Source organism: Trichloromonas sp., from assembly GCF_034006665.1.
Classification (GTDB): Bacteria; Desulfobacterota; Desulfuromonadia; order Desulfuromonadales; family Trichloromonadaceae; genus Trichloromonas.
The window spans coordinates 21,478-40,721 of sequence record NZ_JAVESI010000002.1 but is presented as its reverse complement, the minus strand read 5'-3'; the positions used below and the strand labels follow the sequence as shown (position 1 = coordinate 40,721).

Annotated in this window: 23 protein-coding genes and 1 pseudogene; 12 read left to right on the top strand and 12 right to left on the bottom strand. The window is 59.2% G+C overall.

Annotated elements, in window-relative coordinates; translation table 11 throughout:
• The first annotated feature begins 15 nt into the window (after positions 1 to 15).
• The 5 genes from RBR25_RS01490 to RBR25_RS01470 are packed head-to-tail and all read left to right on the top strand — an operon-like array spanning position 16 to position 4,087.
• Positions 16 to 201 (top strand): hypothetical protein, encoded by a 186-nt coding sequence (locus RBR25_RS01490; RefSeq protein ID WP_432817755.1) that lies wholly within the window; start codon positions 16 to 18, stop codon positions 199 to 201.
• A 49-nt stretch (positions 202 to 250) separates the two neighbouring features.
• Entirely contained in the window at positions 251 to 1,090 is an 840-nt protein-coding gene (locus RBR25_RS01485; RefSeq protein ID WP_432817754.1) for an esterase/lipase family protein, read from the top strand.
• Positions 1,087 to 1,482 (top strand): secondary thiamine-phosphate synthase enzyme YjbQ, encoded by a 396-nt coding sequence (locus RBR25_RS01480; protein ID WP_432817753.1) that lies wholly within the window; start codon positions 1,087 to 1,089, stop codon positions 1,480 to 1,482. Before RBR25_RS01485 ends, RBR25_RS01480 begins: the two co-directional genes overlap by 4 nt.
• Positions 1,479 to 2,618, top strand: coding sequence for a DUF362 domain-containing protein (locus RBR25_RS01475; protein ID WP_432817752.1), 1,140 nt, complete (start codon positions 1,479 to 1,481; stop codon positions 2,616 to 2,618). Before RBR25_RS01480 ends, RBR25_RS01475 begins: the two co-directional genes overlap by 4 nt.
• A 29-nt stretch (positions 2,619 to 2,647) precedes the next feature.
• A complete protein-coding gene (locus RBR25_RS01470; RefSeq protein WP_432817751.1) occupies positions 2,648 to 4,087 on the top strand; it encodes an ATP-binding protein in 1,440 nt (479 codons plus the stop codon).
• Positions 4,088 to 4,179: 92 nt separating this feature from the next.
• Here the strand turns inward: RBR25_RS01470 and RBR25_RS01465 are convergent, their stop codons facing one another.
• Positions 4,180 to 5,589, bottom strand: coding sequence for an MBL fold metallo-hydrolase RNA specificity domain-containing protein (locus tag RBR25_RS01465; RefSeq protein WP_432817750.1), 1,410 nt, complete (start codon positions 5,587 to 5,589; stop codon positions 4,180 to 4,182).
• A 401-nt stretch (positions 5,590 to 5,990) separates the two neighbouring features.
• On the opposite strand from RBR25_RS01465, the gene RBR25_RS01460 reads away from it, so the two are divergent.
• The 5 genes from RBR25_RS01460 (at position 5,991) to RBR25_RS01440 (ending at position 9,767) form a co-directional block, all read left to right on the top strand.
• Entirely contained in the window at positions 5,991 to 7,070 is a 1,080-nt protein-coding gene (locus tag RBR25_RS01460; protein WP_432817749.1) for an endonuclease NucS domain-containing protein, read from the top strand.
• Between the two features lie 177 nt (positions 7,071 to 7,247).
• Positions 7,248 to 7,862 carry a hypothetical protein gene (locus tag RBR25_RS01455; RefSeq protein ID WP_432817748.1) on the top strand — a complete coding sequence of 205 codons (615 nt, stop codon included), beginning with the start codon at positions 7,248 to 7,250 and terminating at the stop codon, positions 7,860 to 7,862.
• Between the two features lie 93 nt (positions 7,863 to 7,955).
• Positions 7,956 to 8,711: a Fic family protein gene (locus RBR25_RS01450; protein ID WP_432817747.1), complete on the top strand. Its 756-nt coding sequence runs from the start codon at positions 7,956 to 7,958 to the stop codon at positions 8,709 to 8,711.
• The gene (locus RBR25_RS01445; protein WP_432817746.1) at positions 8,711 to 8,875 is read left to right on the top strand and encodes a hypothetical protein; all 165 of its coding nucleotides are present in this window, start codon (positions 8,711 to 8,713) and stop codon (positions 8,873 to 8,875) included. Before RBR25_RS01450 ends, RBR25_RS01445 begins: the two co-directional genes overlap by 1 nt.
• A 55-nt stretch (positions 8,876 to 8,930) precedes the next feature.
• Positions 8,931 to 9,767, top strand: a complete 837-nt coding sequence (locus RBR25_RS01440) for an alpha/beta hydrolase (RefSeq protein WP_432817745.1) — start codon at positions 8,931 to 8,933, stop codon at positions 9,765 to 9,767.
• A 122-nt stretch (positions 9,768 to 9,889) separates the two neighbouring features.
• On the opposite strand, the gene RBR25_RS01435 is transcribed toward RBR25_RS01440, so the two are convergent.
• The 7 genes and pseudogenes from RBR25_RS01435 to RBR25_RS01405 all read right to left on the bottom strand — a co-directional run bounded on the left by RBR25_RS01435 (position 9,890) and on the right by RBR25_RS01405 (position 14,323).
• The gene (locus RBR25_RS01435; RefSeq protein ID WP_432817744.1) at positions 9,890 to 10,663 is read right to left on the bottom strand and encodes a class I SAM-dependent methyltransferase; all 774 of its coding nucleotides are present in this window, start codon (positions 10,661 to 10,663) and stop codon (positions 9,890 to 9,892) included.
• Positions 10,664 to 10,693: 30 nt separating this feature from the next.
• Positions 10,694 to 11,440, bottom strand: a complete 747-nt coding sequence (locus tag RBR25_RS01430; RefSeq protein ID WP_432817743.1) for an acyl-[acyl-carrier-protein] thioesterase — start codon at positions 11,438 to 11,440, stop codon at positions 10,694 to 10,696.
• A complete protein-coding gene (locus RBR25_RS01425) occupies positions 11,437 to 11,748 on the bottom strand; it encodes a Smr/MutS family protein (RefSeq protein WP_432817742.1) in 312 nt (103 codons plus the stop codon). Before RBR25_RS01425 ends, RBR25_RS01430 begins: the two co-directional genes overlap by 4 nt.
• A 2-nt stretch (positions 11,749 to 11,750) precedes the next feature.
• Positions 11,751 to 12,146, bottom strand: a complete 396-nt coding sequence (locus RBR25_RS01420) for an NINE protein (protein ID WP_432817741.1) — start codon at positions 12,144 to 12,146, stop codon at positions 11,751 to 11,753.
• Positions 12,147 to 12,299: 153 nt separating this feature from the next.
• Positions 12,300 to 12,500 (bottom strand): annotated as a pseudogene (locus RBR25_RS01415) (hypothetical protein); the annotation flags it as partial.
• Between the two features lie 211 nt (positions 12,501 to 12,711).
• The gene (locus RBR25_RS01410) at positions 12,712 to 12,933 is read right to left on the bottom strand and encodes a NifU family protein (protein WP_432817740.1); all 222 of its coding nucleotides are present in this window, start codon (positions 12,931 to 12,933) and stop codon (positions 12,712 to 12,714) included.
• A gap of 214 nt (positions 12,934 to 13,147) precedes the next feature.
• On the bottom strand, positions 13,148 to 14,323 hold the full coding sequence (locus RBR25_RS01405; protein WP_432817739.1) for a class I SAM-dependent methyltransferase: 1,176 nt from the start codon (positions 14,321 to 14,323) through the stop codon (positions 13,148 to 13,150).
• 213 nt (positions 14,324 to 14,536) lie between these two features.
• On the opposite strand from RBR25_RS01405, the gene queF reads away from it, so the two are divergent.
• On the top strand, positions 14,537 to 15,361 hold the full coding sequence (gene queF / locus RBR25_RS01400) for an NADPH-dependent 7-cyano-7-deazaguanine reductase QueF (protein WP_432817738.1): 825 nt from the start codon (positions 14,537 to 14,539) through the stop codon (positions 15,359 to 15,361).
• Positions 15,362 to 15,500: 139 nt separating this feature from the next.
• Here queF and RBR25_RS01395 read toward each other — a convergent pair whose 3' ends face one another.
• The 4 genes from RBR25_RS01395 to RBR25_RS01380 form a co-directional block, all read right to left on the bottom strand.
• Positions 15,501 to 16,043 carry a lipocalin family protein gene (locus tag RBR25_RS01395; RefSeq protein WP_432817737.1) on the bottom strand — a complete coding sequence of 181 codons (543 nt, stop codon included), beginning with the start codon at positions 16,041 to 16,043 and terminating at the stop codon, positions 15,501 to 15,503.
• A gap of 143 nt (positions 16,044 to 16,186) precedes the next feature.
• Complete coding sequence (locus RBR25_RS01390) at positions 16,187 to 16,681, bottom strand: hypothetical protein (protein WP_432817736.1); 495 nt, start codon at positions 16,679 to 16,681, stop codon at positions 16,187 to 16,189.
• A 52-nt stretch (positions 16,682 to 16,733) separates the two neighbouring features.
• Positions 16,734 to 17,378 (bottom strand): HAD family hydrolase, encoded by a 645-nt coding sequence (locus RBR25_RS01385; protein WP_432817735.1) that lies wholly within the window; start codon positions 17,376 to 17,378, stop codon positions 16,734 to 16,736.
• A 67-nt stretch (positions 17,379 to 17,445) separates the two neighbouring features.
• Entirely contained in the window at positions 17,446 to 18,153 is a 708-nt protein-coding gene (locus tag RBR25_RS01380) for a glycerophosphodiester phosphodiesterase (RefSeq protein WP_432817734.1), read from the bottom strand.
• Between the two features lie 117 nt (positions 18,154 to 18,270).
• On the opposite strand from RBR25_RS01380, the gene glpX reads away from it, so the two are divergent.
• On the top strand, positions 18,271 to 19,224 hold the full coding sequence (glpX, locus tag RBR25_RS01375; protein WP_432817733.1) for a class II fructose-bisphosphatase: 954 nt from the start codon (positions 18,271 to 18,273) through the stop codon (positions 19,222 to 19,224).
• The last annotated feature ends 20 nt before the right edge of the window (positions 19,225 to 19,244 follow it).

Here is a 19,244-nt window from a genome sequence, read left to right as displayed (position 1 = left end):
GGAGCAGGAAACCGCATGGCCGGAAACGACCACCGACCCCCCTTCCCCGAGCGCATTTCCCTGTGCCTGTTGCTACAGGCCGGCGAAATGGAAGAACTGGACCGCCGCTCGGCCAGGCCGATGGCGATCTGCGCCAAGTGTGGGCTCAAAGCCGACGACATCGGCGATCTCTGCCAAGGGCGGCCCTGGCATAAGCGTTGACGCTTCTGCCGCCCCCATGCCATAATCGAATCTCCCCAAGGGAGGTTTCATGATCATTCTTGCGGCCGTCATCCTGGTCCTTCTCGTCCTCATCGCCCTTATCGCCGGTTTCGTCACGGCCGGCGGCCTTTTTGCCTGGTACGAACAAGCCAACCTCCGACCAGAGTTGATGGCGCGGCGCTTCACGCCCGCTTCCCTCGCCTTCGCCGCAAGTCTGATGCTGCGCGAGACGCTCTGCCTTGCCGTCACCATCCTGCTTTTGCCTTGGGGCTGGCTGCCCCCCTGGCGTCGGCACATTCCCCGGCAGCGCACGCCGATTCTCTTTCTGCACGGCCTCTTCCAGAACCGCGCCTGCTGGCTCTATCTCCGGCTGCGACTGCGGCTGCTCGGCATCCCCTCCCTGCACGCCATCAACCTCCCCCCCTGGAAGGATATCGAATCCCTCACCGAGCGGGTCGCCATCAAGGTGGATGAGTTGCGCCTCGCCTCCGGATGCGAACGGGTGCATCTGGTCGGCCATTCCATGGGTGGCATCATCGCCCGCAACTACATACAGCTGCGCGGCGGAGCGCCCAAGGTCGAGCGCTGCATCCTGCTCGCCGCCCCTCATGGCGGCTCAAAACTGGCGGCCCTCGCCCTTTCTCCCTTGGCCAAAAGCCTGCTCCCCGGTTCGGAACTGCTGCGCCGCTTGGTCCAGGCGCCCCTGCCCGCCAAGGTACATCTGACCAGCCTTTACAGCCGCCACGACACCCTTGTGCTCCCCCCGACCAACGCCCGCCTGGAAGGGACCGAAAACATCGAGCTGACGGGCATCGGCCACACCTCCCTGCTCTACCACAAACCGACCCTCAAGGCATTGAGCGAGCGCCTCGACGAGAGATCCGCATGATCACCCTTGAGCTCAGAAGCCGCCAACCGGTGGAGATGATCGACGTCACCACCCAGGTGCGTGATGCGGTTCGCAAGAGCGGAATCCGCTCCGGTCTGGTCCTGGTCTTTACCCCCCACACCACGGCGGCGGTGACCATCAACGAAAACGCCGACCCCGATGTGGTCGCGGATCTGTGCATGGAAATCAACAAGATCGTCCCTTTGGATGACCATTACCGCCATGCCGAGGGGAACAGCGCCGCCCATCTCAAAAGCAGCCTCTTCGGAGCGAGCGAAACCCTGATCGTCGAAGAGGGCGCACCGGTTCTCGGTACCTGGCAGGGGGTCTACTTCTGTGAGTTCGACGGTCCACGCAGCCGCCGCCTGCACATACAGGTGATCGGCGCATGATGCCCGTCAGCCTGCGAGCCGCCGCCAGCTACGACCGAAGCATCGTGGAGCGCGCTCTGGAGGAAGTTCTCGCTCCCCTGGGGGGAATGGAAGCTTTCGTCCGACCGGGGCAGCGGGTGCTGATCAAGCCCAACCTGCTTTCCGCCAAAGCCCCCAACAAGGCGGTCACCACCCATCCCGAAGTGGTACGTGGGGTCATCCTTCTGGCCCAACGGGCCGGGGGAATCGTCTCGGTGGGGGATTCCCCCGGCGTCGGCAGTCCCCGGCAGGTGGCGGCCCGCTGCGGCATTCTCTCCGTCGTCGAGAAGACCGGAGCCCATTTTGCCCCCTTCCACGAATCGGTGCGGGTCAAAACGCAAGGACGTACCTTTCAGGAACTGGAAATCGCCCGGGACATTCTCGATGCCGAGGTGATCATCAATCTGCCCAAGCTGAAAACCCATCAGATGATGGGCTTCACTTGCGCCGTCAAGAACCTTTTCGGGGCAGTGGTCGGCATGCGCAAGCCGCGCCTGCACCTGCAGGCCGGCACCGACAAGGCCTTTTTCGCCCTGATGCTGCTGGAGTTGGCGGAAGAGATCCGCCCAGCCCTCTCCATCGTCGACGCCATCGTCGGCATGGAAGGGGACGGTCCCGGTAGCGGCGATCCGGTTCACATCGGCGCCCTGATCGCCGGCGCCGACCCGGTGGCCGTCGATACGGTAGCGGCCGAACTGGTGGGTCTGCCGCACACCCTTAACTGGCCGCAACGGGTGGCCCGGGAGACCGGCCGCGCCGGAAGCCGCCTCGAAGACATCGAACTGCGGGGTGATCCCTTGGCCGAGCTACGCGTCCCCCGTTTCCGCCCGGCAAAAAAGGGGGATGTCGACTTCGGTCTGCCACCCTTTCTCAAGCAACACCTGCGCCGCGCCCTGACCGCCCTGCCGGTGGTCGAAGAGCAACGCTGCACGGCCTGCGGCCTTTGCGTCAAGCATTGCCCGCCCAAAGCCATGAAAATTACCCGCGGCAAGCTGCGTATCGACTACACGAAGTGCATCGGCTGCTTCTGCTGTCAAGAACTCTGCCCGCACAAGGCACTGTCCACCCGCCAGGGAACGCTGTTGCGCCTGAGTCAGTGGTTTTCCCGACCACGCTAGAATCCCACGAACCCTTTGCAGGCACCCTCATGGATAACACCACACCCATCACTGTTTTGATCCTGGAAGACCTGACCGAAGACCAGGAACTGCTGCTGCACGAATTGCGGCGCCAGGGGCTCGACCCCCGGCCCTTGCCGGCGACCAGCGAAGCGGACTACCACTCCGCCCTGAAAAAGCATCCCGAAATCATCCTCGCCGACTACCGTCTGCCCGGCTTCTCCGCCGAGCGCGCCCTGGAAATTCTCGGCGAGCAGGGGTTGGACATCCCTCTGATCGTCGTTTCCGGGCACATCGGGGAAGAAAAAGCGGTGGAGATGATGCGCCGGGGAGCCGCTGACTATCTGCTCAAGGACCGCCTCGGCCGCCTCGGCGCGGCCGTTACCCAAGCGCTCGACAACCGGCGGCTGCTCCGAGAACGGGAACTCTCTGCCGCCGCCCTGCGCTTCGGCGAAGAACGCTTCCGCCTGGCACTCAACCAGATTCCCCTCCCCTTCGCCCTTTACGACGAAAACCTGTGCATCCGTTTCGCCAATGAAAGCTGCGCCCACTTTTTCGGGCAGCCCGAAGAACAGATCATCGGCCGCGACTGCCGCCACTTCTTCCCCGAGGACATCAGCAGCCAGCTTTACCCGCACCTGCTGGCGGCCCGGGAAAGCGGCCAACTGCGCACAGCGGAATGCCGCATCCCCCTGCCTGACGGCGAGCACAGCTTCCGGATGTCCTACGTCCCCTTAAGCCACGCCGACGGTGGTCCCGACGAAATCCTCGCCGTCGCCGTCGACATCACCGAGTGGCAGCGCATGGAGCGCCTCAAGGATGAACTGCTCGCTTCGGTCAGCCATGAAATGCGCTCCCCCCTGACGGCGATCCTCGGCTTTACCGAATTCATGCAGGGGAACGAAGTCTCCCGGGCGCTTCAACTCGACTATCTCGATATCATTCGCCAGGAAGGAGAGCGGCTGAAGGAACTGGTGGAAAACCTCCTTGACTTGCAACGTCTGCAAGCCGGTTTCGACCTGCGTAACCGGACCGCGCTTTCGGTTCATTCCCTGCTGACCCGACTCTATGACCGGTTCGCATCGCTCCATCCGCAACGAAATTTTCAGCTCGACTGCTCACAGAACCTCCCTCCCCTTCAAGGAAACGAGGCCCATCTTTATCGCGCCCTGGAAAATCTGTTGAACAACGCCGTCAAATATACGGCCGACGATTCGCCGATTACCCTCGGCGCCCGTCTCGACAGCGAAAACATGTTGCTCTGGGTGCAGGATCAGGGCGAAGGGCTCGACCCGGCGCTGCACGAAAGAATATTCCAGCGCTTTTTCCGCGCCACCAGCGCCGTCGGCGGCACCGGCCTGGGTCTGGCTCTGGTCCGGGAAATCGCTCGGGAACACGGCGGCAAAGCCTGGGTCGAGAACGCGCCGGGAGGAGGCTGTACCTTTTATATGAGCCTCCCCCTCGGCTGAGGCAAATTTCAATTTCTCCGGCAGAAAACAAAAAAGCAACGGGGAGGCGGCCAATCGGCTTCTCCCCGTTGCTTTCGTCGGACAGATCGCTTTTACAGGGTGAAGGATTGCCCCGATTCCGGTATCTCAATCCCCTTGAGCCCCAGCTCCTCGCGCAACGTCTTTGCCAGATTTGCCGCAGATTCTGCTTCACCGTGGACGATGAAGGTGCGCTCCGGCCTCTTCTCCATCACCCGCACGAAATCCACCAGGCCCTCCCGGTCGGCATGACCGGAGAACCCGCTGAGCACCTCGACCCGGGCTCGCACCTCAAACTCCTCACCGAAAATCCGCACCGGACTTTGTTTCTCCACCAGTTTCCGACCGAGGGTATTGGGCGCCTGCCAACTGGTCATGAGGATAGTGGTGCGCGGGTTGCCGATGCGATTGCGCAGATGGTGAAGAATCCGCCCCCCTTCAAGCATGCCGCTGGAACTGATGATGATCGCCGGAACCTTCAGGCCGTTCAAGGATTTTGATTCCTCCACCGTGCGGGTGTACTGGAGGCGGCCGAAACCAAAAGGATCATTATCGTCGTCGGAAAGAAGAAACTCGCGAATTTCGGCGTCAAACACCTCAGGATGCATGCGGAAGACATCGGTGGTGGCAATTCCCAGGGGACTGTCGACGAAAATCGGCAGATCGGGGATGGCTCCGTCGCTGTGCAGCCGGTGCAGGGCATAGACCAGTTGCTGGGTGCGCCCCACGGCAAAGGCCGGGATCAGCAGCGACCCGCCGCGGTTCACCGTCTCGGTAACGATGCGCTCCAGTTCCTTTTCCGAATCGGGATAAGGGGGATGCAAGCGGTCGCCGTAGGTGCTCTCCATGATGAGGAGGTCGGCCCCCTCGACGAGCGGCTGGGGATCGCGGATGATGGGGATGTCTGGACGGCCGATATCGCCACTAAAGACGAGGCGCCGGCTCTTGCCCGTATCGCGGTCGTCGATGTCGAGAATGACGTGGGCGCTGCCGAGCATGTGCCCGGCATCGACCAGGGTCAGGCGGATACCGGGGAAAAGCTCGTGCGGCCGCTGATAGTTGAGACCGACGAACTGCTCCAGGCTGCGCGAGGCGTCGGCCCGGGTGTAGAGCGGCTCGAAGAGACGCTGCCCCTTTTTCGCCCGCCGGCGGTTGACGTATTCGACATCCTTTTCCTGGATGAAGGCGCTGTCCATGAGCATCACCGCGCACAGGTCGCGGGTCGCCGAGGTGCAGAAGATGTCGCCGGTAAAGCCGTTACGAACCAGGCAAGGAATGCGGCCCGAATGATCGATGTGAGCATGGGAAAGAACCAGCGCGTCAATCTCCTCCCCCCGACACATGCCGCTGCGGTTCAGCTCGAAGGATTCTTTGCGCTTGCCCTGAAAAAGTCCGCAGTCAAGCAGAATCTTCTTGCCGTTCACCTCGATCAGATGCTGTGAACCGGTCACCGTCCCGGCGGCGCCTTGAAAGGTAATTTTCATGGGTGCGTTCCTCCTCGAATGAATAACGGACTGAAAACGGTAACGCCGGCTGGAGTGTCGCCCCTCCCCTCCTCGTCCAAAATGATGAACCGGCCTCTCGTTGACGTTTATAACATCCTGGCGGCGCGGGAGGCAAAGAAACCTGGCAGGATTCGGCTTCAGTTGATTCAGCGGGTATTTTCCACAACTTGACGTGCGATGCCCGCCGCGTTAGATTGGCGGGGCTCGTTGTGATGGATTTGCGAGGGAAGATGAGAAGTGACCGGAGAAAAAAACCAGTTAACCGCCGCGGTCGGCATCATGCCGACCGGCGGTTTTGTTTTTTGTAAGGAGGGCGAAGTAAATCAATCCTTTAGCAACTCCAGCCTCATTGGCCGCACAATTTATAAAAAGGAAATAACATGCCCGTTGAAATAGGTCTCTGGCGACTTGGTGATAGCCCAAAAAAGCTGGCTATATCGACATTAGATGCTGAATGTGTACTCGAAAATGCACTGGAGAAGGATTTATCAATTTTGGCCGGGGGGTTGATGCTTGTCGGCCGTCAAATAGCTACGTCCTATGGCAAGTTCATTGATATGTTGGCCATGACAGCCTCAGGCGATCTTGTTGTGATTGAGCTGAAAAGATCCCGCACCCCTCGGGAAGTTGTCGCCCAATTACTCGACTATGCCTCATGGGTTGAAACTCTTTCCTATGAAGAAATCGCCAATATATTTTCAGACAAAAATTCTGGAAGGAAACTAGAGGAGGCCTTCGATGACACCTTTGGACTAAGCCTTCCTGAACAAATCAATAATAGCCACGAATTAATAGTAGTCGCATCAGAACTCGATTTAAGCACTGAACGAATTATAAATTACTTATCAGAAAACTACGGCGTTCCAGTCAATGCTGTGTTCTTCAGATTTTACCGCGACGACGGAAGAGACTATCTTGCACGTACATGGTTAATCGACCCTAAAGATGCAGAACGCAAGGTATCACAATCAAAGGCAAAAAAGGGCGGCGAGCCTTGGAATGGTCGCGACTTTTACATAAGCCTTGGTGAATGTGAGTACAGAAATTGGGAAGATTGCCGAAAGTATGGTTTCATATCTGGTGGGCAGGGTAAATGGTATAGCCAAACTTTGAAATTACTCTTTCCGGGATCTCGTGTTTTTGTGAACATCCCAGCAACCGGATACGTTGGTGTCGGAGTTGTTAAGGAAGCGGCTGTACCAGTGAGCGAGTTCACAGTAATCCATGAGGGGAACCAAATCCCAATTTTGAAAATGCCCTTGCAGGCTCCGCAAATGAATAAAAATTCAGAAGATCCTGTTCTTTCAGAATACTTAGTCCGAGTAGATTGGTTAAAGGCCGTACCTAAGAGTGAGGCATATTGGGAAAAAGGGTTTTTTGCCCTTCAGCATACGGCCTGTCGTTTGACCAGCAGTTTTACAATCGAGAGATTATCACAACATTTTGGCCTTGATGATTAGTAAAAAACATAGAAAAATTGCATTAATTCTGGTCGCCAGCCCCACGGTTCACCGGCAACCGTAATCGCCTATACAAAGTGTTTTAGGCGAGCGCACTCCCGGCTTCGACACAATCCTCAAAGTCTTTTCAGATCTTGGCCTGAAACTGGCCATCGCCCAACTCCCAGGAGAATCAAGTTGCCAGAATTAGAGCGCATCCCGAAAGTGAAACGCGAAGGTTCAGAGCGCTTCCACTCCTCAGGTAAAGATATAGGGTTCGACCTGCTTGGCTTCTGGCGTTGGAGCGCTTCCGATGTGGTGAGCAATGCGACCCGAGGTCGCTTGGCTGAATACATCATCGCCAAAGCGATCGGCGCGGCCAACGATGTACGAGACGAGTGGGCGGCCTATGACCTGCTCGATCCCCGGGGCATCTCGATAGAGGTCAAGTCGGCGGCCTACATCCAGAGTTGGCACCAAAATCGCTTTTCAACCATCTCGTTCAATTATCCCAAGACGCATGCATGGGATTCTGGAACCAATCGGCAAAGTGGCGTCAAATGCCGACAAGCCGAGGTCTATGTGTTCAGCCTTCTCGCCCATCAGGTCCAAGCCACTCTAGACCCGCTCGACGTTAATCAGTGGGAGTTCTATGTTGTCCCAACGGCGGTGCTGGATGCCCGCACCAGAAGTCAGCACAGCATCACCCTTAAGTCGCTCCGAGCACTCCATGGACCACCAATTACCTACGACGGGCTCCGTGATGCCGTGGCCACCGCAGCGGAGCTTCATCGTGCCGCCCTATCCGCCTGACAAGGGAAAGGCAGAAAGGCAGAAGCGCAAGGGGCAACGGGGATTGTCAGCAGGAAAATTCAATACACCGATGACATCAGGGCGAGGTATGCCATGAAATTTACCAACCGCATCGCCGATTGCGACAAACTCCAGCAGAAAATCAGGGGATGCCGCCCGTTATCAGCCGATGAGATCCGCCAGCTCCGGGAATATTACCGGATCGGCCTGACCTGGAGCAGTAATGCGCTGGAGGGGAACAGTCTGACCGAAACGGAAACCAAGGTGGTACTCGAAGACGGCATCACCATCGGCGGCAAACCGTTGCGCGACCATTACGAAGCGACCGGACACAGTGAAGCCTATGATCTGCTGCACCGTCTGGCTGGCGGGGAAACCATCGGCGAGGCGGATATTCTTGCTCTGCATCGCCTGTTTTACCATCGGATAGACGAACAGAACGCCGGCAGATATCGAACGGTGCGAATCATTGTCACCGGAGCCGATACCGCCTTCCCCCCCCCTTCGCGCATCAAGACCCTGATGAAACGCTTCGTCGGCGGCATCCAGGCTCTGCATGAGCTTTACCACCCGGTGGAGGTGGCGGCGCTGCTCCATGCCCGACTGGTCAATATCCACCCCTTCGTTGACGGCAATGGCCGCGCCGCCCGGCTGTTGATGAACCTTTCCCTGATGCAGTCCGGTTATCCCATAACCGTTATTCCGCCGATTCTGCGCGCCGAGTATCTGGATGCGGTGAAGGCGGGGAACCGGGAGAATTTTGCGCCGTTTATCATTTTTATTTCCATTATGGTGTACGAGGGCCAGAAAGAATATCTGCGCCTGCTGAAAGACTTGGGGGTTCGCTGATGCTCGTTCTGAAGGGATACCAGAAAGACCTGCTCAGCACCCAGGAAACCGATCAGCAAACTGCACGGCTGCGTGGCGCGAAGCAGCCTGCCTCCCGGAAGGGAGCAGACAGCATCGTAAAACACATGCAGGGGTGGGAGGCGTCCCAAAACAACAAATACTAGGCACACCCCCCAAATTTAATCCTTTAAGTGCCAGCCAGGAAATTCAGGAAATGTCATGGGTTATCGCCGAAAATTGCCGCTATTCCTGTTTCTGGTCATCGTCTATTTGGCCCTTGTCCCCGGAAGCGAAAGCGCCATGGAACACCATTTCATCTTCTTTCCCGATCGACCGCTGGTGGCCACTCCCGCTCTCTACGATCTGGCATACGAAGATGTTCACTTTCCAGCCGCCGACGGCACGGCCCTGCATGGCTGGTTTCTTCCCGGCGAAGCCGAGCAGCCGCTGATCCTCTTTTTTCACGGAAACGCCGGCAACATCTCTCACCGGCTCGACAACCTGCGCCTTTTGCACCGTCTCGGCCTCAATGTTTTCATTTTCGACTACCGCGGCTACGGCAGCAGCGCCGGTAAGGCCGGCGAGGAGGGAACCTACAGCGACGCCCGGGGCGCCTTGATTTGGCTGCAGGCCCGGGGCTGGTCCCCGCAGCGCATCGTCTATTTCGGCCGCTCGCTGGGAGCGGCGGTCGCCGTGCAGCTGGCCCTGGAAACGCCGCCAGCCGGGTTGATTCTAGAAACCCCCTTCACGTCCATCGCCGCCATGGGCCGCCACCACAACCCGATTCTCTATTTCGCCCTTGGCTGGCTGCTCGACGTCCGTTACGACAACCTGGCCAAGATCGGACGAATCCGAGTGCCGTTGCTGATTTTTCAAGGAGACCGCGACAACATCGTCCCCAAGTCCATGGCCCGTCAGCTCTTCGACGCCGCCAACGAACCGAAAGACTGGTACATCATCCCCGGCGCCGACCACAACGACACCTATGATGTCGGCGGTGAGGATTACTGGAAATCCTGGTCATTGTTTCTTCGGAAAATTAACCCGCAGCCCTGATATTTTCGTAAAGCTCGCTAACCTCAGGGGGACGCGACTTGCACGGCGACACCACCCTGGAAGATCAGCCTCCTGCATTCCCGGCTCGCAAATTCCGCCCCTGTCCTTGCTCAACCACCGGCTCAAACCTTCTTCCCGACATAAAAAACATACCCATAAAAATCCTTGTATTTTCCATACAATTCCGCCTCATGCCGCTCGTTGGCGATGAATTCCTCGGCGGTTTTGTTGCCGGCGTGTTTTTTCAAGAATTTTTCCCGAGCCGCAACTTGCGGGGCATAAAAGTGTTCCGTCCAACAGTTTTCCGGCAGGATGAACATGGCGACCGGGAGATAGCCGGCTTTCTGCACTTGCGCGACCTTGTTCGGGATCGTATCGATGCCCGGATAAGCCTCCTGCCAGAAGGCGTCGATTTCGGCGGGGCGCTCTTCGGTGAACCACGAGGCCTCGGAAACGGCGATATAGCCCCCGGTTTTCAGAAACCGGCGCCATTCATTCAAACCGCGCTCGAAGCCGATATTGTAGATCGCCCCTTCCGACCAGATCAGGTCCAGTTCTTCATCCCGAAACGGCAGGTTCTCCATCGAACCGACGATACCGGTGACTCGATCCTGAAGATTCGCCCTTTTCGCCTGGCTGTTAAAGAGTTCGATGAAGGTAGGAAAGAGGTCGATCCCGGTGATCCGCCCCGGCGCATGGGCGGCCAAGACCCGGGTCTGACCACCAGTGCCGCAACCGATGTCGGCGATGCGGGATTCGTCGGTCAGATGGTCGATAAAACTCAAGGCCTTGATCGTAACTTCAGGGCTGCCCGGCCCTTGCCGTTCCAGGCTGGAAAAGTACTCGCAGATCAGTTCGAAGTCGAATTCGTGAATGGATTTGGAGGCTTCGCTCATGGGTTTTATTCCGTTTTCTCAGCCCTACCCCTACCCCCGCCGTTCCCACGCCGAACGCAACCGGGTCAACTCCCGGCCGTCAGCGGTGCCGACGAGTTGATGGAGGAAGGTCGGGCGGTCGCTTTCGGGGAGGGTTTGTAGGCGGGAGAGGATGCTTTCCCCATAAGCGACGGGGGCACGGTAGGCGATTTCGAGTTCGACCAGGCGGCAGTTTTCATCGATCGCGGCGGGGATCGCTTCCAGCGCCCAGACCGGATAGACGGTGTTGTTGACGTGTTGGTTGATGTCGAGATCGCCCCGGCGCACGCGAAATTCCAGTTCGACCTCGCTGCTCTCCACTTTCGGCAGGGTGGGAAAGACGCTCGCCAGCGCCCGCTCCGCCCGCACCGGATAGTCGGGAAGCACCTTGTCCAGCCGTACCGGGCGGCCGCTGGCGAGATCGACCACCGCCCAGGAGGTGGTCGCCTGCGCCACCAGCCGGTCCCGCTCGTCGCGAACCTCGAAATCGCGCAGGGCGAAGAGCCCCTCGCGTCCCGAGGGCCAGGTGCGCACCCGCACCACGGCTCCAGCGCGGGGATAGTAGAGAAAACGCACGTGGGTGCGTGACAGCACCCAGGTCAGGTTGCGCTCACGCAGGTCGGCGACGGCGATGCCGAGTTCGATGGTGTGGCCGCCAGCGGCATCCTGAAAGAAATCGAGCAGGGTCACCGGCCGTAGCCGGGCACGCTGGTCAACTTCGTAGAAACGTATCGGGTAATCCCTGATAAAAACACTCATGGCCGCCCTTCCCCCTCCCCGCCCTGCTTGAGCCGAACCAGGGTCGCTCCCCAACCGCCTCCGGAACCGTCCGCCAGGCGAAAATCCACGACCTCGGGCAGACGACCGAGGATGGCATGCACCCGCCGCTGCAGGATCCCGTGCCCCTTGCCGTGAATGATGCGCACGTCGAAAATGCCCTTGTCCCGGCAGACGGCGAGATAGTCGGGGATGAGCGTACTGACTTCGCGGGGCTGAAAGGTATGCAGGTCAAGGATGCCGTCGATGGGCAGCTCGACAGGCTCCAATGCCTCGAAATCCTCGGCCACCGTCAACTCCGGTTGGCTTCCGCCACCTGCTCGTTCCAGGTCCAGTAATCGTAGATGTAGCCGATGCCGAGCAGACCGCCGGAGACGAGATAGAGCAGCCCGGTGATCCACTTGCCGATGTACATGCGATGGACGCCGAAGAGGCCGAGGTAGGTGAGCAGCAGCCAGGCCAGGTTGTAGTCGTAGCACCCCTGGCTGTAGCGGCTTTCTGCTTTGTCGGCCATGCCGGGAATGAGGAACAGATCGACGATCCAGCCGATGAGGAACAGGCCAAAGGTAAAGAAGTAGATGGTGCCGGAAATCGGCCGCCCGTAATAGAAGCGGTGCGAGCCGGTGAAACCGAAGATCCAGAGCAGATAGCCGATGAGATTGCCGTGGGTGCCGTCGAGCAGGGACATGGAGGAACTCCCAGGGTAGAGGACAAAGGAGAAAGAATAAAGGCAAAACAGGAGGATTGTACGCGCGGCGGGGGTGGGATGCAACCCCCGCCGCGCGCGGACGGGTTGCGGCGACGGGGACTAGGCGGTGAACTTGCGGGCGATGTCGTTGTCGATGACATGCTTGCGCCCCTCGCGAAAAATCTGGAAATCGTAGGTGGTCTTGCCGTTGACCACGACCTTTTCGATAGGTTTTTCCAGGATCATCCGGGCTACGCCCTGAAAGGCGTTCTCAAAACGGCGCGTTCCGTCCTTGACCGCCAGTAGGTAATGCGACAGTGTTCCCGGCTCCACTTTACTTTTTCGGCTGGTCATTTCGCCCGCCCCCCGTCATTCGGTTAGCTATGCCCGAAGGTAAAAACTCATTAGTTTCTGCACGAGACTAAATTTACCTTAATCATGTTACCTGAGGAAAAAAAGGTTTGGAAAGGGGAGAGAAATTTTTCCCGATGAGCCGGACCAAAACGCGAAAAGGAGCCCTGCCGGCTCCTTTTCGTGGTGCATCATCAATTTTCCGGGCAATAAATCAGGCCTGAACCACTTCCTTGACGCCGGGCACCTTCTCTTTCAAGGTACGCTCGATCCCCATTTTCAAGGTCATGGTCGACATCGGGCAGGAGCCGCAGGCGCCTTTCAGACGGACCTTGACGATCCCGTCCTCGGTCACGTCAATCAGTTCCACATCACCGCCATCGGCCTGCAGAGCAGGACGTACCAGGTTCAAAGCCTCTTGCACTTTCTGTTTCATCGAAATTCTCCTCTGGTCTTAAATCACTGGGAAAATCCCCTGACGGGGCGCTTGGAAAAAAACTCTTCGGAACACTCGCTCGATATCCGGGCTGATCAAAAATGTCCAGATGCAAGACGCGTGAAATCCGCGGAGTGCGACGTACCGAAAGGTACGTCGCAGCGACGAGGATGAGGGCAACGCCGCAGATGGGCGTTTTTCATCGGCCCGACGCCTAGAACATCGCCATCGGCGGCAGCGGCACCTCCGCCAGACTGCGCGCGCACAGCAGTTTCGGCTCGCCCACGCCCTTGCCCTGCACCAGAACCTTGAACGTATCGCCCATGCCACCGTCGGGCATGATGAGATTTTTCAAGGTCAGGCGCAAAACCCGCGCCTGCTTTTCATCGGCGGCGTGCGCCTCCATCTCGACCAGCACGTCGACAAAGCCGAGACCGATGAGAAAGCGGCACTGTTCGCCAAAAAAGAGCGGCGTCAGCCCCTGCTCTTTCCCCACCCGTTCCAGGGTGGTGAAATCGATATGGGCGGTGATATCCTGATTGCCGACCCCCTGGTAGGGATTTTCGTTGGAGGTATGGCGATAGTAGCACATCAGGGTGCCGCTCTGGCGCCAGGGGGCGTAGCGATCCGCCGCCGGATAGCCGTAATCGATGGTGATGACAAAGCCGCGCTTGAGAATGGAACCGACCCGGGCCATCCAGCGCGGCGCTTCGAGATTGACTTCGGTGCGCTGCCCCTCGATCAGGGTCACCCCCAACCCGGCGAGATGCGCCTCGATTTCGGGCGTGGACAGAGCGCGCAACTCCTCGGCAAAAGTACCGTCCCGGTCAATAACGAAGACTTCTTGCAGGCGACCGTCCCGCTGCTCCACCAGATGCACGGGGAAGGCGTCGACCAGCTCGTTGGTAAGAAAGCAGCCTTCCATCCCCGCCAGTTCATCCAGCGCGCACCAGCGCAGACGGGCCTCATGATTGGCGAGCAGAACCTTCTGCCGACGCTGGTGGTCAGGGCTGATCTCGACCAGAGCGTACTGCAAGGCCTGATAAAATTCCGGATGTTCGGCGGCGGCCGCGTCGAGAATGTCGAGACACAGATGTCCCTCCCCCGCCCCCTGCTCGGCGATGGTGAATGGCCCCTTGCCGAGCAACCGCCACATCTCCTCCAACTGCCGGCAGATCAGCCGACCGAAGGCGGAATGAACACTGGTCGAGGTGAAAAAATCTCCGCCCTTGCCGATGCGGTCGCGGGGGGCCATGTAATAGCCGTAGTCGGGATGATACAGACAGTGGCCCATAAACTCGGCGAAGGGGATCCCCCCGTTCGCAGCGATCCGCTCGCGGATGAAAGCTTCCAGCTCCGGCCGGCCGGCCACGGTAATCTGTTCGTTCATTGCGCACACTTCCTTGCCTGAACATGATGATTAAAATGGCGATTCTACATGAGGAGGGAAGGGATGACAAGAACGGAGTTGCCCCGTTGCCGGAAATTCCCCTTGACGAAATAACCGTTCAACTATAAACACAAGGCGTCTTTTCCTCGCCATCTCACCGACCAACTCCTGGCAAAACCTCTTGGCCTGGCCGCCGCACAACAAGGACACGTGATGATGCCACCGAATCAGCTGCCGCTGGGACAACCGACCCGCTACACCGATCGCTACGACAACCGCCTGCTCTGCCCAGTGCCGCGCCGTCTCAAAAGGCAAGAACTGGGCCTCAGCGAGCCGCTGCCCTTTGTCGGCGAAGACCAGTGGAACGGCTACGAGCTCTCGTGGCTCAATCCCAAAGGCAAGCCGGTGGTGGCGCTGCTGCAGCTGCGCATCCCCTGTCACAGCCCCAATCTGATCGAATCCAAATCCCTCAAGCTCTATCTCAACAGCTACAACCAGACGCCTTTCGCTACGGAGACGGCTGTGGCCGAGCAACTGCGCGCCGACCTGAGCGCCGTCGCCGGAGCCGAGATCGCGGTGACCCTGAGCAGCCCGGACGACCTGGAACTCTGGCAGATCGGCCGCTTGCCGGGCCAGAGCCTCGACGCCCTCGACATCACCGTCGACCGTTATCAGGTGGACAGCGGCCTGCTGCACTGCCTGCCCGACGCCCACGAAGTCGAAGAGCGCCTTTACAGCCATCTGCTCAAAAGCAACTGCCTGATCACTTCGCAACCGGACTGGGCCAGTCTGTGGCTGCACTACCGCGGGCCGGCCATCGATCACGCCGGCCTGCTGCGCTACCTGATTTCCTTCCGCCGACACAACGAATTTCATGAGCAGTGCGTCGAGCGCATCTTCACCGATGTGCTGCACCGCTGCCGCCCCGTGCAACTGAGCGTCTACGCCCGCTACACCCGCCGCGGCGGACTGGACATCAACCCCTGGCGCAGCACCCACACCCCCCAGGCCCCCAACTGGCGCCTGGCACGGCAATAAGCCGCCCCTTCGCCCACAGCCCGACCTCTCCCCAGCACCGACGGCGGGGTCGGGTCTTGTTTCGCCACATTTTCTCCCGGATCAATTCCAACCAGAGCGCGGGCCTGCGGTTTTGCCGGGACATAGGGGGGGGCGAAACCTACTCCACCGAAGAGGGGTCCGCCGCCTGCTCGACAAAAATCAATCCGCCGGTATCGAAATCCGCCTGGCGGGCCTTTCCGATCAGCATATCCACGGTCGCCTGCTCCAAAGTCGGCTGCCGGGAAAGGATCCACAGATAGGAGGTATCGGGGCCGCTGATCAGAGCGTAGTGGTAGTGTTCCTGATCGAGGTCGAAGATAATATAGGAGGCGTAGAAGGGACCGAAAAAGGAAACCTTCAGAAACCCCTCTGTCGGCTTCCGCACAAAACGGGCCTTACCTTCCGCTTCTTTCCACTTCCCCTCGGCCTCGGAGTAGCCGCGATTTACCACGCGAACCGAGCCATCCTCGCGCAGAGAGTATTCCGCGCTCACCTTGCTCAAGCCCCGCTCGAAGGAATGATCCAGCCGGGCGATTTCATACCAGCGCCCGAGATAGCGCTCCAGGTCAAAGGGCTCGACCGGCGTAACTCCATCCGGCATACCGACACAACCCGTCAGCATCGTAGCGACCAGGACAAACCATTTCTTCAGACGGGTCATAAACGCCTCTGGGTACAGCAACACGGATGCAATGAGTCATGTCTATTTTTCAAGGGTAACGGCCCTTCAATCCAACAACTTGAAAGCATGCCCTTTGCCCCTGGCCTGATCCTGTCCCTCTCTGATTCCCTTACAGTGTCGTGTCAATCCTTATGGGTTAGCAGGCCGTCGAGAACAGAAAAGACTTCATGTTCGGCTTCTATTACGCCCTCGCTGTTTTTCTTTAAATGCCAATACCCTTTTTGCTCCTTACGAATTCTCAATGTTTCTTTGATGCGTGCATTGCTTTGGTTCTGAATAACTGGCTTCATTGAGACGACCATCGCTGTTTCCGTGGTCGGATCATTGTTAAGATGCTCCCAGGTACAGAGATAACCTTTTTGTTCGAAAAATCGAATGGCAGTACCTACGATGAAATCCGTATCCAACTTGTCATAATCTGGTGCGTTCGATGTAAAAGTGTTGCGCTGTAATTCACTTACACCGCGAAAGAGAGTACCTTTGGGGATGAAAGATCCCTTTTGACCCGCCATCCCGATGTAGATCGCAATCCTTGCCAAACCATCCTTTTGTGCAAACCACCCATATACGCCGGCTTGCGGTTGGACAGGAGAGTTTGGATTTATGAAAATCGCCATTTTATTTACCTCAGCAGGGTCGCGGGTCGAGTTACTCTATCCTACAATTCCCTCAAGGAATCATCCCCAACCATTGATGAATGCGCAGCAGGTCGGCGGTTTCGGTGACGAGGAGGGTAGGAATGCCGAGCATTCTCGGGGCTTTGAGGTCGACGGATTCGCGGTCGCCGACGAAGAGGAAGCTTTCCGGTTCGCCGCCGATGTCTTCGAGAATGCGGCGCAGAGTGTCGACGTCGGGTTTGGGGGTCCAGTTGAATTCGATGGTGTAGAGGCGCTTGAAGTAGCTTTCGACGCCGAGCAGGGCGAGGATTTTTTCGGAGAGGACGAGGTTGTTGTTGGTGTAGAGGTAGAGATCCCAGCCTTCGGCCAGGGATTCGAGCAGGGCTTGCAGAATGGGGTCGGTACTCAGGAAATTTTCGGGACGGACCTGGGTCTGCATGGCGCGATGGAGGTCGACGGCCTCGATGCCCAGGGTCTGGCAGGTGCGGGTCAGGGTCGGTTCCTCTTCAAGCATTTCGGCCAGCCGCCGCTTGGACTTGCGCAGCAGGGCGCGCCCTTCCTTGAGCCCCACCCCCCGGGAGTCGGCCACCAGCCGCGCGGCCATGGTCTGAATCTCGGCAGCGAGGCCGTCGTCTTTGTAGAGGGTGCCGTCAAGATCGAAGACGATGGAACGGACCTGGCTCATGTCACCCAACATGATGAAATTCCTCCTTATACAAACCGTTTACGCACCGAACCCACCCTAGCAGGCACGACCGGCAGTGTCAATTTCGCTTGCAACTCACCGCGAAAGGATCGTTAGTGAAGAGGCCGTCGACTTGGAGGCGGCGCAGGGCGCGAATGCGGCCGGGGTCGTCCACTGTCCAGGGATAGAGCGCCAGGCCGTTATCCTTGCAGGCGGCGACGAGCGGGCGACTGACGCAATCCTCCCGGGGGTGCAGGCTCTCGGCGCCACAAACCAGGGCCCGCCGGAGCACCCGGCGCCAACTGTCATCCTCGAAGAGAAAGCCGAGGGGAAGTCGGGCATCGCGGCGGCGGAGTTCCGCCAGCAGGCGGTGATCGAAGGAGGAGACCAGCACCTGCGCCCGGGGATAGTGGGGGAGCAGATCGAGCAGCGCCCCACCGGCCGCAGCTTCCTTGATTTCGATATTGAGGCGCAGGCGATCGCCGGCCCAGTCGAGCACCTCGTCCAACACCGGAATCGGCTCGCCGGAAAAGCGCGGGGAGAACCAGCTGCCGGCATCGAGACGGCGCAGTTCCGCCAGGCGCAGCTCGGCCACCCGTCCCCAACCGTCGGTGGTGCGCTCGACCCATTCGTCGTGGATGACCACCAGCACCCCATCGCGACTCAGATGCACATCCAGCTCGATGCCGTCGGCACCGGCGGCCTCGGCGGCGGCAAAGGCAACCAGGGTGTTCTCCGGCGCATCGACGGCGGCCCCCCGGTGGGCCCAGACAAAAAATCCCATCATTCCTCCCCCGCCCCGGCAGGGGCGCGAAACAGCTTACAAATCTTGTTTTTCCCAGGCAATCGTGCCATGATACCGCCCACTTAACAATCCCGCAAGGGTTCAAGGAGAAGCAACGGCATGGATCGCAATCTGGCATTGGAACTGGTGCGCGTCACCGAAGCGGCGGCTTTGGCCAGCAGTCGATGGGTCGGCAAGGGGGACAAGATCGCGGCGGACGACGCCGCCACCGAGGCCATGCGCCGCGTCCTCGGCTCAATGGAGATCAACGGCACCGTGGTCATCGGCGAAGGGGAGATGGACGAGGCGCCGATGCTCTACATCGGCGAGCAGCTTGGGACCGGAGCCGGTCCGGAGGTGGACATCGCCGTCGATCCTCTGGAAGGGACCAATATCTGCGCCAAAGGGATGAACGGCTCCATCGCCACCCTCGCCCTCGCCCCGCGCGGCGGCTTTCTCCATGCCCCGGACATGTACATGGAAAAACTCATCGTCGGCCCCTTGGGGAAAGGCGCCATCGATATCAATGAAACCCCGGCGGTCAACCTGCGCCGGGTTGCCGAAGCCAAAAACCGCCGGGTTGAGGAACTGACCGTGGTCATCCTCGACCGCCCCCGACACGAGCGCACGATCACCGAAATCCGCAAAGCCGGGGCGCGCATTCATCTCATCAGCGACGGCGACGTTGCCCCGGCTATCGCGGCGGCGGTGGAGGAGAGCGGCGTCGATCTGCTCCTGGGCATCGGCGGCGCCCCGGAAGGGGTGCTGGCGGCGGCGGCCTTGAAGTGCCTGGGCGGCGACATGCAGGGGCGCCTGGTTTTCATGAGCAAGGAAGAGCGCAATCGCGCCCAAAGCATGGGCATCGAAGACTTTGACCGGGTCTACGACATCGACGACATGGCGAAAGGTGATGTCTTCTTTGCCGCCACCGGCATCACCAACGGCGATTTCCTCAGGGGGGTACGCTATTTCCCCGGCGGAGCCTGTACGCACTCCATCGTCATGCGTTCGAAAACCCGCACCGTGCGCTTTATCGAAGCGCGCCACCATTTCGAACACAAGCCGAGGCTTTAATCCTCTGACCCATGCCCATG

Excerpts from the sequence above, each read along its gene's own strand:
- RBR25_RS01490 (WP_432817755.1), top strand. The coding sequence starts at position 16 with ATGGCCGGAAACGACCACCGACCCCCCTTCCCCGAGCGCATTTCCCTG.
- RBR25_RS01485 (WP_432817754.1), top strand. The coding sequence starts at position 251 with ATGATCATTCTTGCGGCCGTCATCCTGGTCCTTCTCGTCCTCATCGCC.
- RBR25_RS01480 (WP_432817753.1), top strand. The coding sequence starts at position 1,087 with ATGATCACCCTTGAGCTCAGAAGCCGCCAACCGGTGGAGATGATCGAC.
- RBR25_RS01475 (WP_432817752.1), top strand. The coding sequence starts at position 1,479 with ATGATGCCCGTCAGCCTGCGAGCCGCCGCCAGCTACGACCGAAGCATC.
- RBR25_RS01470 (WP_432817751.1), top strand. The coding sequence starts at position 2,648 with ATGGATAACACCACACCCATCACTGTTTTGATCCTGGAAGACCTGACC.
- RBR25_RS01465 (WP_432817750.1), bottom strand. The coding sequence starts at position 5,589 with ATGAAAATTACCTTTCAAGGCGCCGCCGGGACGGTGACCGGTTCACAG.
- RBR25_RS01460 (WP_432817749.1), top strand. The coding sequence starts at position 5,991 with ATGCCCGTTGAAATAGGTCTCTGGCGACTTGGTGATAGCCCAAAAAAG.
- RBR25_RS01450 (WP_432817747.1), top strand. The coding sequence starts at position 7,956 with ATGAAATTTACCAACCGCATCGCCGATTGCGACAAACTCCAGCAGAAA.
- RBR25_RS01445 (WP_432817746.1), top strand. The coding sequence starts at position 8,711 with ATGCTCGTTCTGAAGGGATACCAGAAAGACCTGCTCAGCACCCAGGAA.
- RBR25_RS01440 (WP_432817745.1), top strand. The coding sequence starts at position 8,931 with ATGGGTTATCGCCGAAAATTGCCGCTATTCCTGTTTCTGGTCATCGTC.
- RBR25_RS01435 (WP_432817744.1), bottom strand. The coding sequence starts at position 10,663 with ATGAGCGAAGCCTCCAAATCCATTCACGAATTCGACTTCGAACTGATC.
- RBR25_RS01430 (WP_432817743.1), bottom strand. The coding sequence starts at position 11,440 with ATGAGTGTTTTTATCAGGGATTACCCGATACGTTTCTACGAAGTTGAC.
- RBR25_RS01420 (WP_432817741.1), bottom strand. The coding sequence starts at position 12,146 with ATGTCCCTGCTCGACGGCACCCACGGCAATCTCATCGGCTATCTGCTC.
- RBR25_RS01410 (WP_432817740.1), bottom strand. The coding sequence starts at position 12,933 with ATGAAACAGAAAGTGCAAGAGGCTTTGAACCTGGTACGTCCTGCTCTG.
- RBR25_RS01405 (WP_432817739.1), bottom strand. The coding sequence starts at position 14,323 with ATGAACGAACAGATTACCGTGGCCGGCCGGCCGGAGCTGGAAGCTTTC.
- queF (WP_432817738.1), top strand. The coding sequence starts at position 14,537 with ATGATGCCACCGAATCAGCTGCCGCTGGGACAACCGACCCGCTACACC.
- RBR25_RS01395 (WP_432817737.1), bottom strand. The coding sequence starts at position 16,043 with ATGACCCGTCTGAAGAAATGGTTTGTCCTGGTCGCTACGATGCTGACG.
- RBR25_RS01390 (WP_432817736.1), bottom strand. The coding sequence starts at position 16,681 with ATGGCGATTTTCATAAATCCAAACTCTCCTGTCCAACCGCAAGCCGGC.
- RBR25_RS01385 (WP_432817735.1), bottom strand. The coding sequence starts at position 17,378 with ATGTTGGGTGACATGAGCCAGGTCCGTTCCATCGTCTTCGATCTTGAC.
- RBR25_RS01380 (WP_432817734.1), bottom strand. The coding sequence starts at position 18,153 with ATGATGGGATTTTTTGTCTGGGCCCACCGGGGGGCCGCCGTCGATGCG.
- glpX (WP_432817733.1), top strand. The coding sequence starts at position 18,271 with ATGGATCGCAATCTGGCATTGGAACTGGTGCGCGTCACCGAAGCGGCG.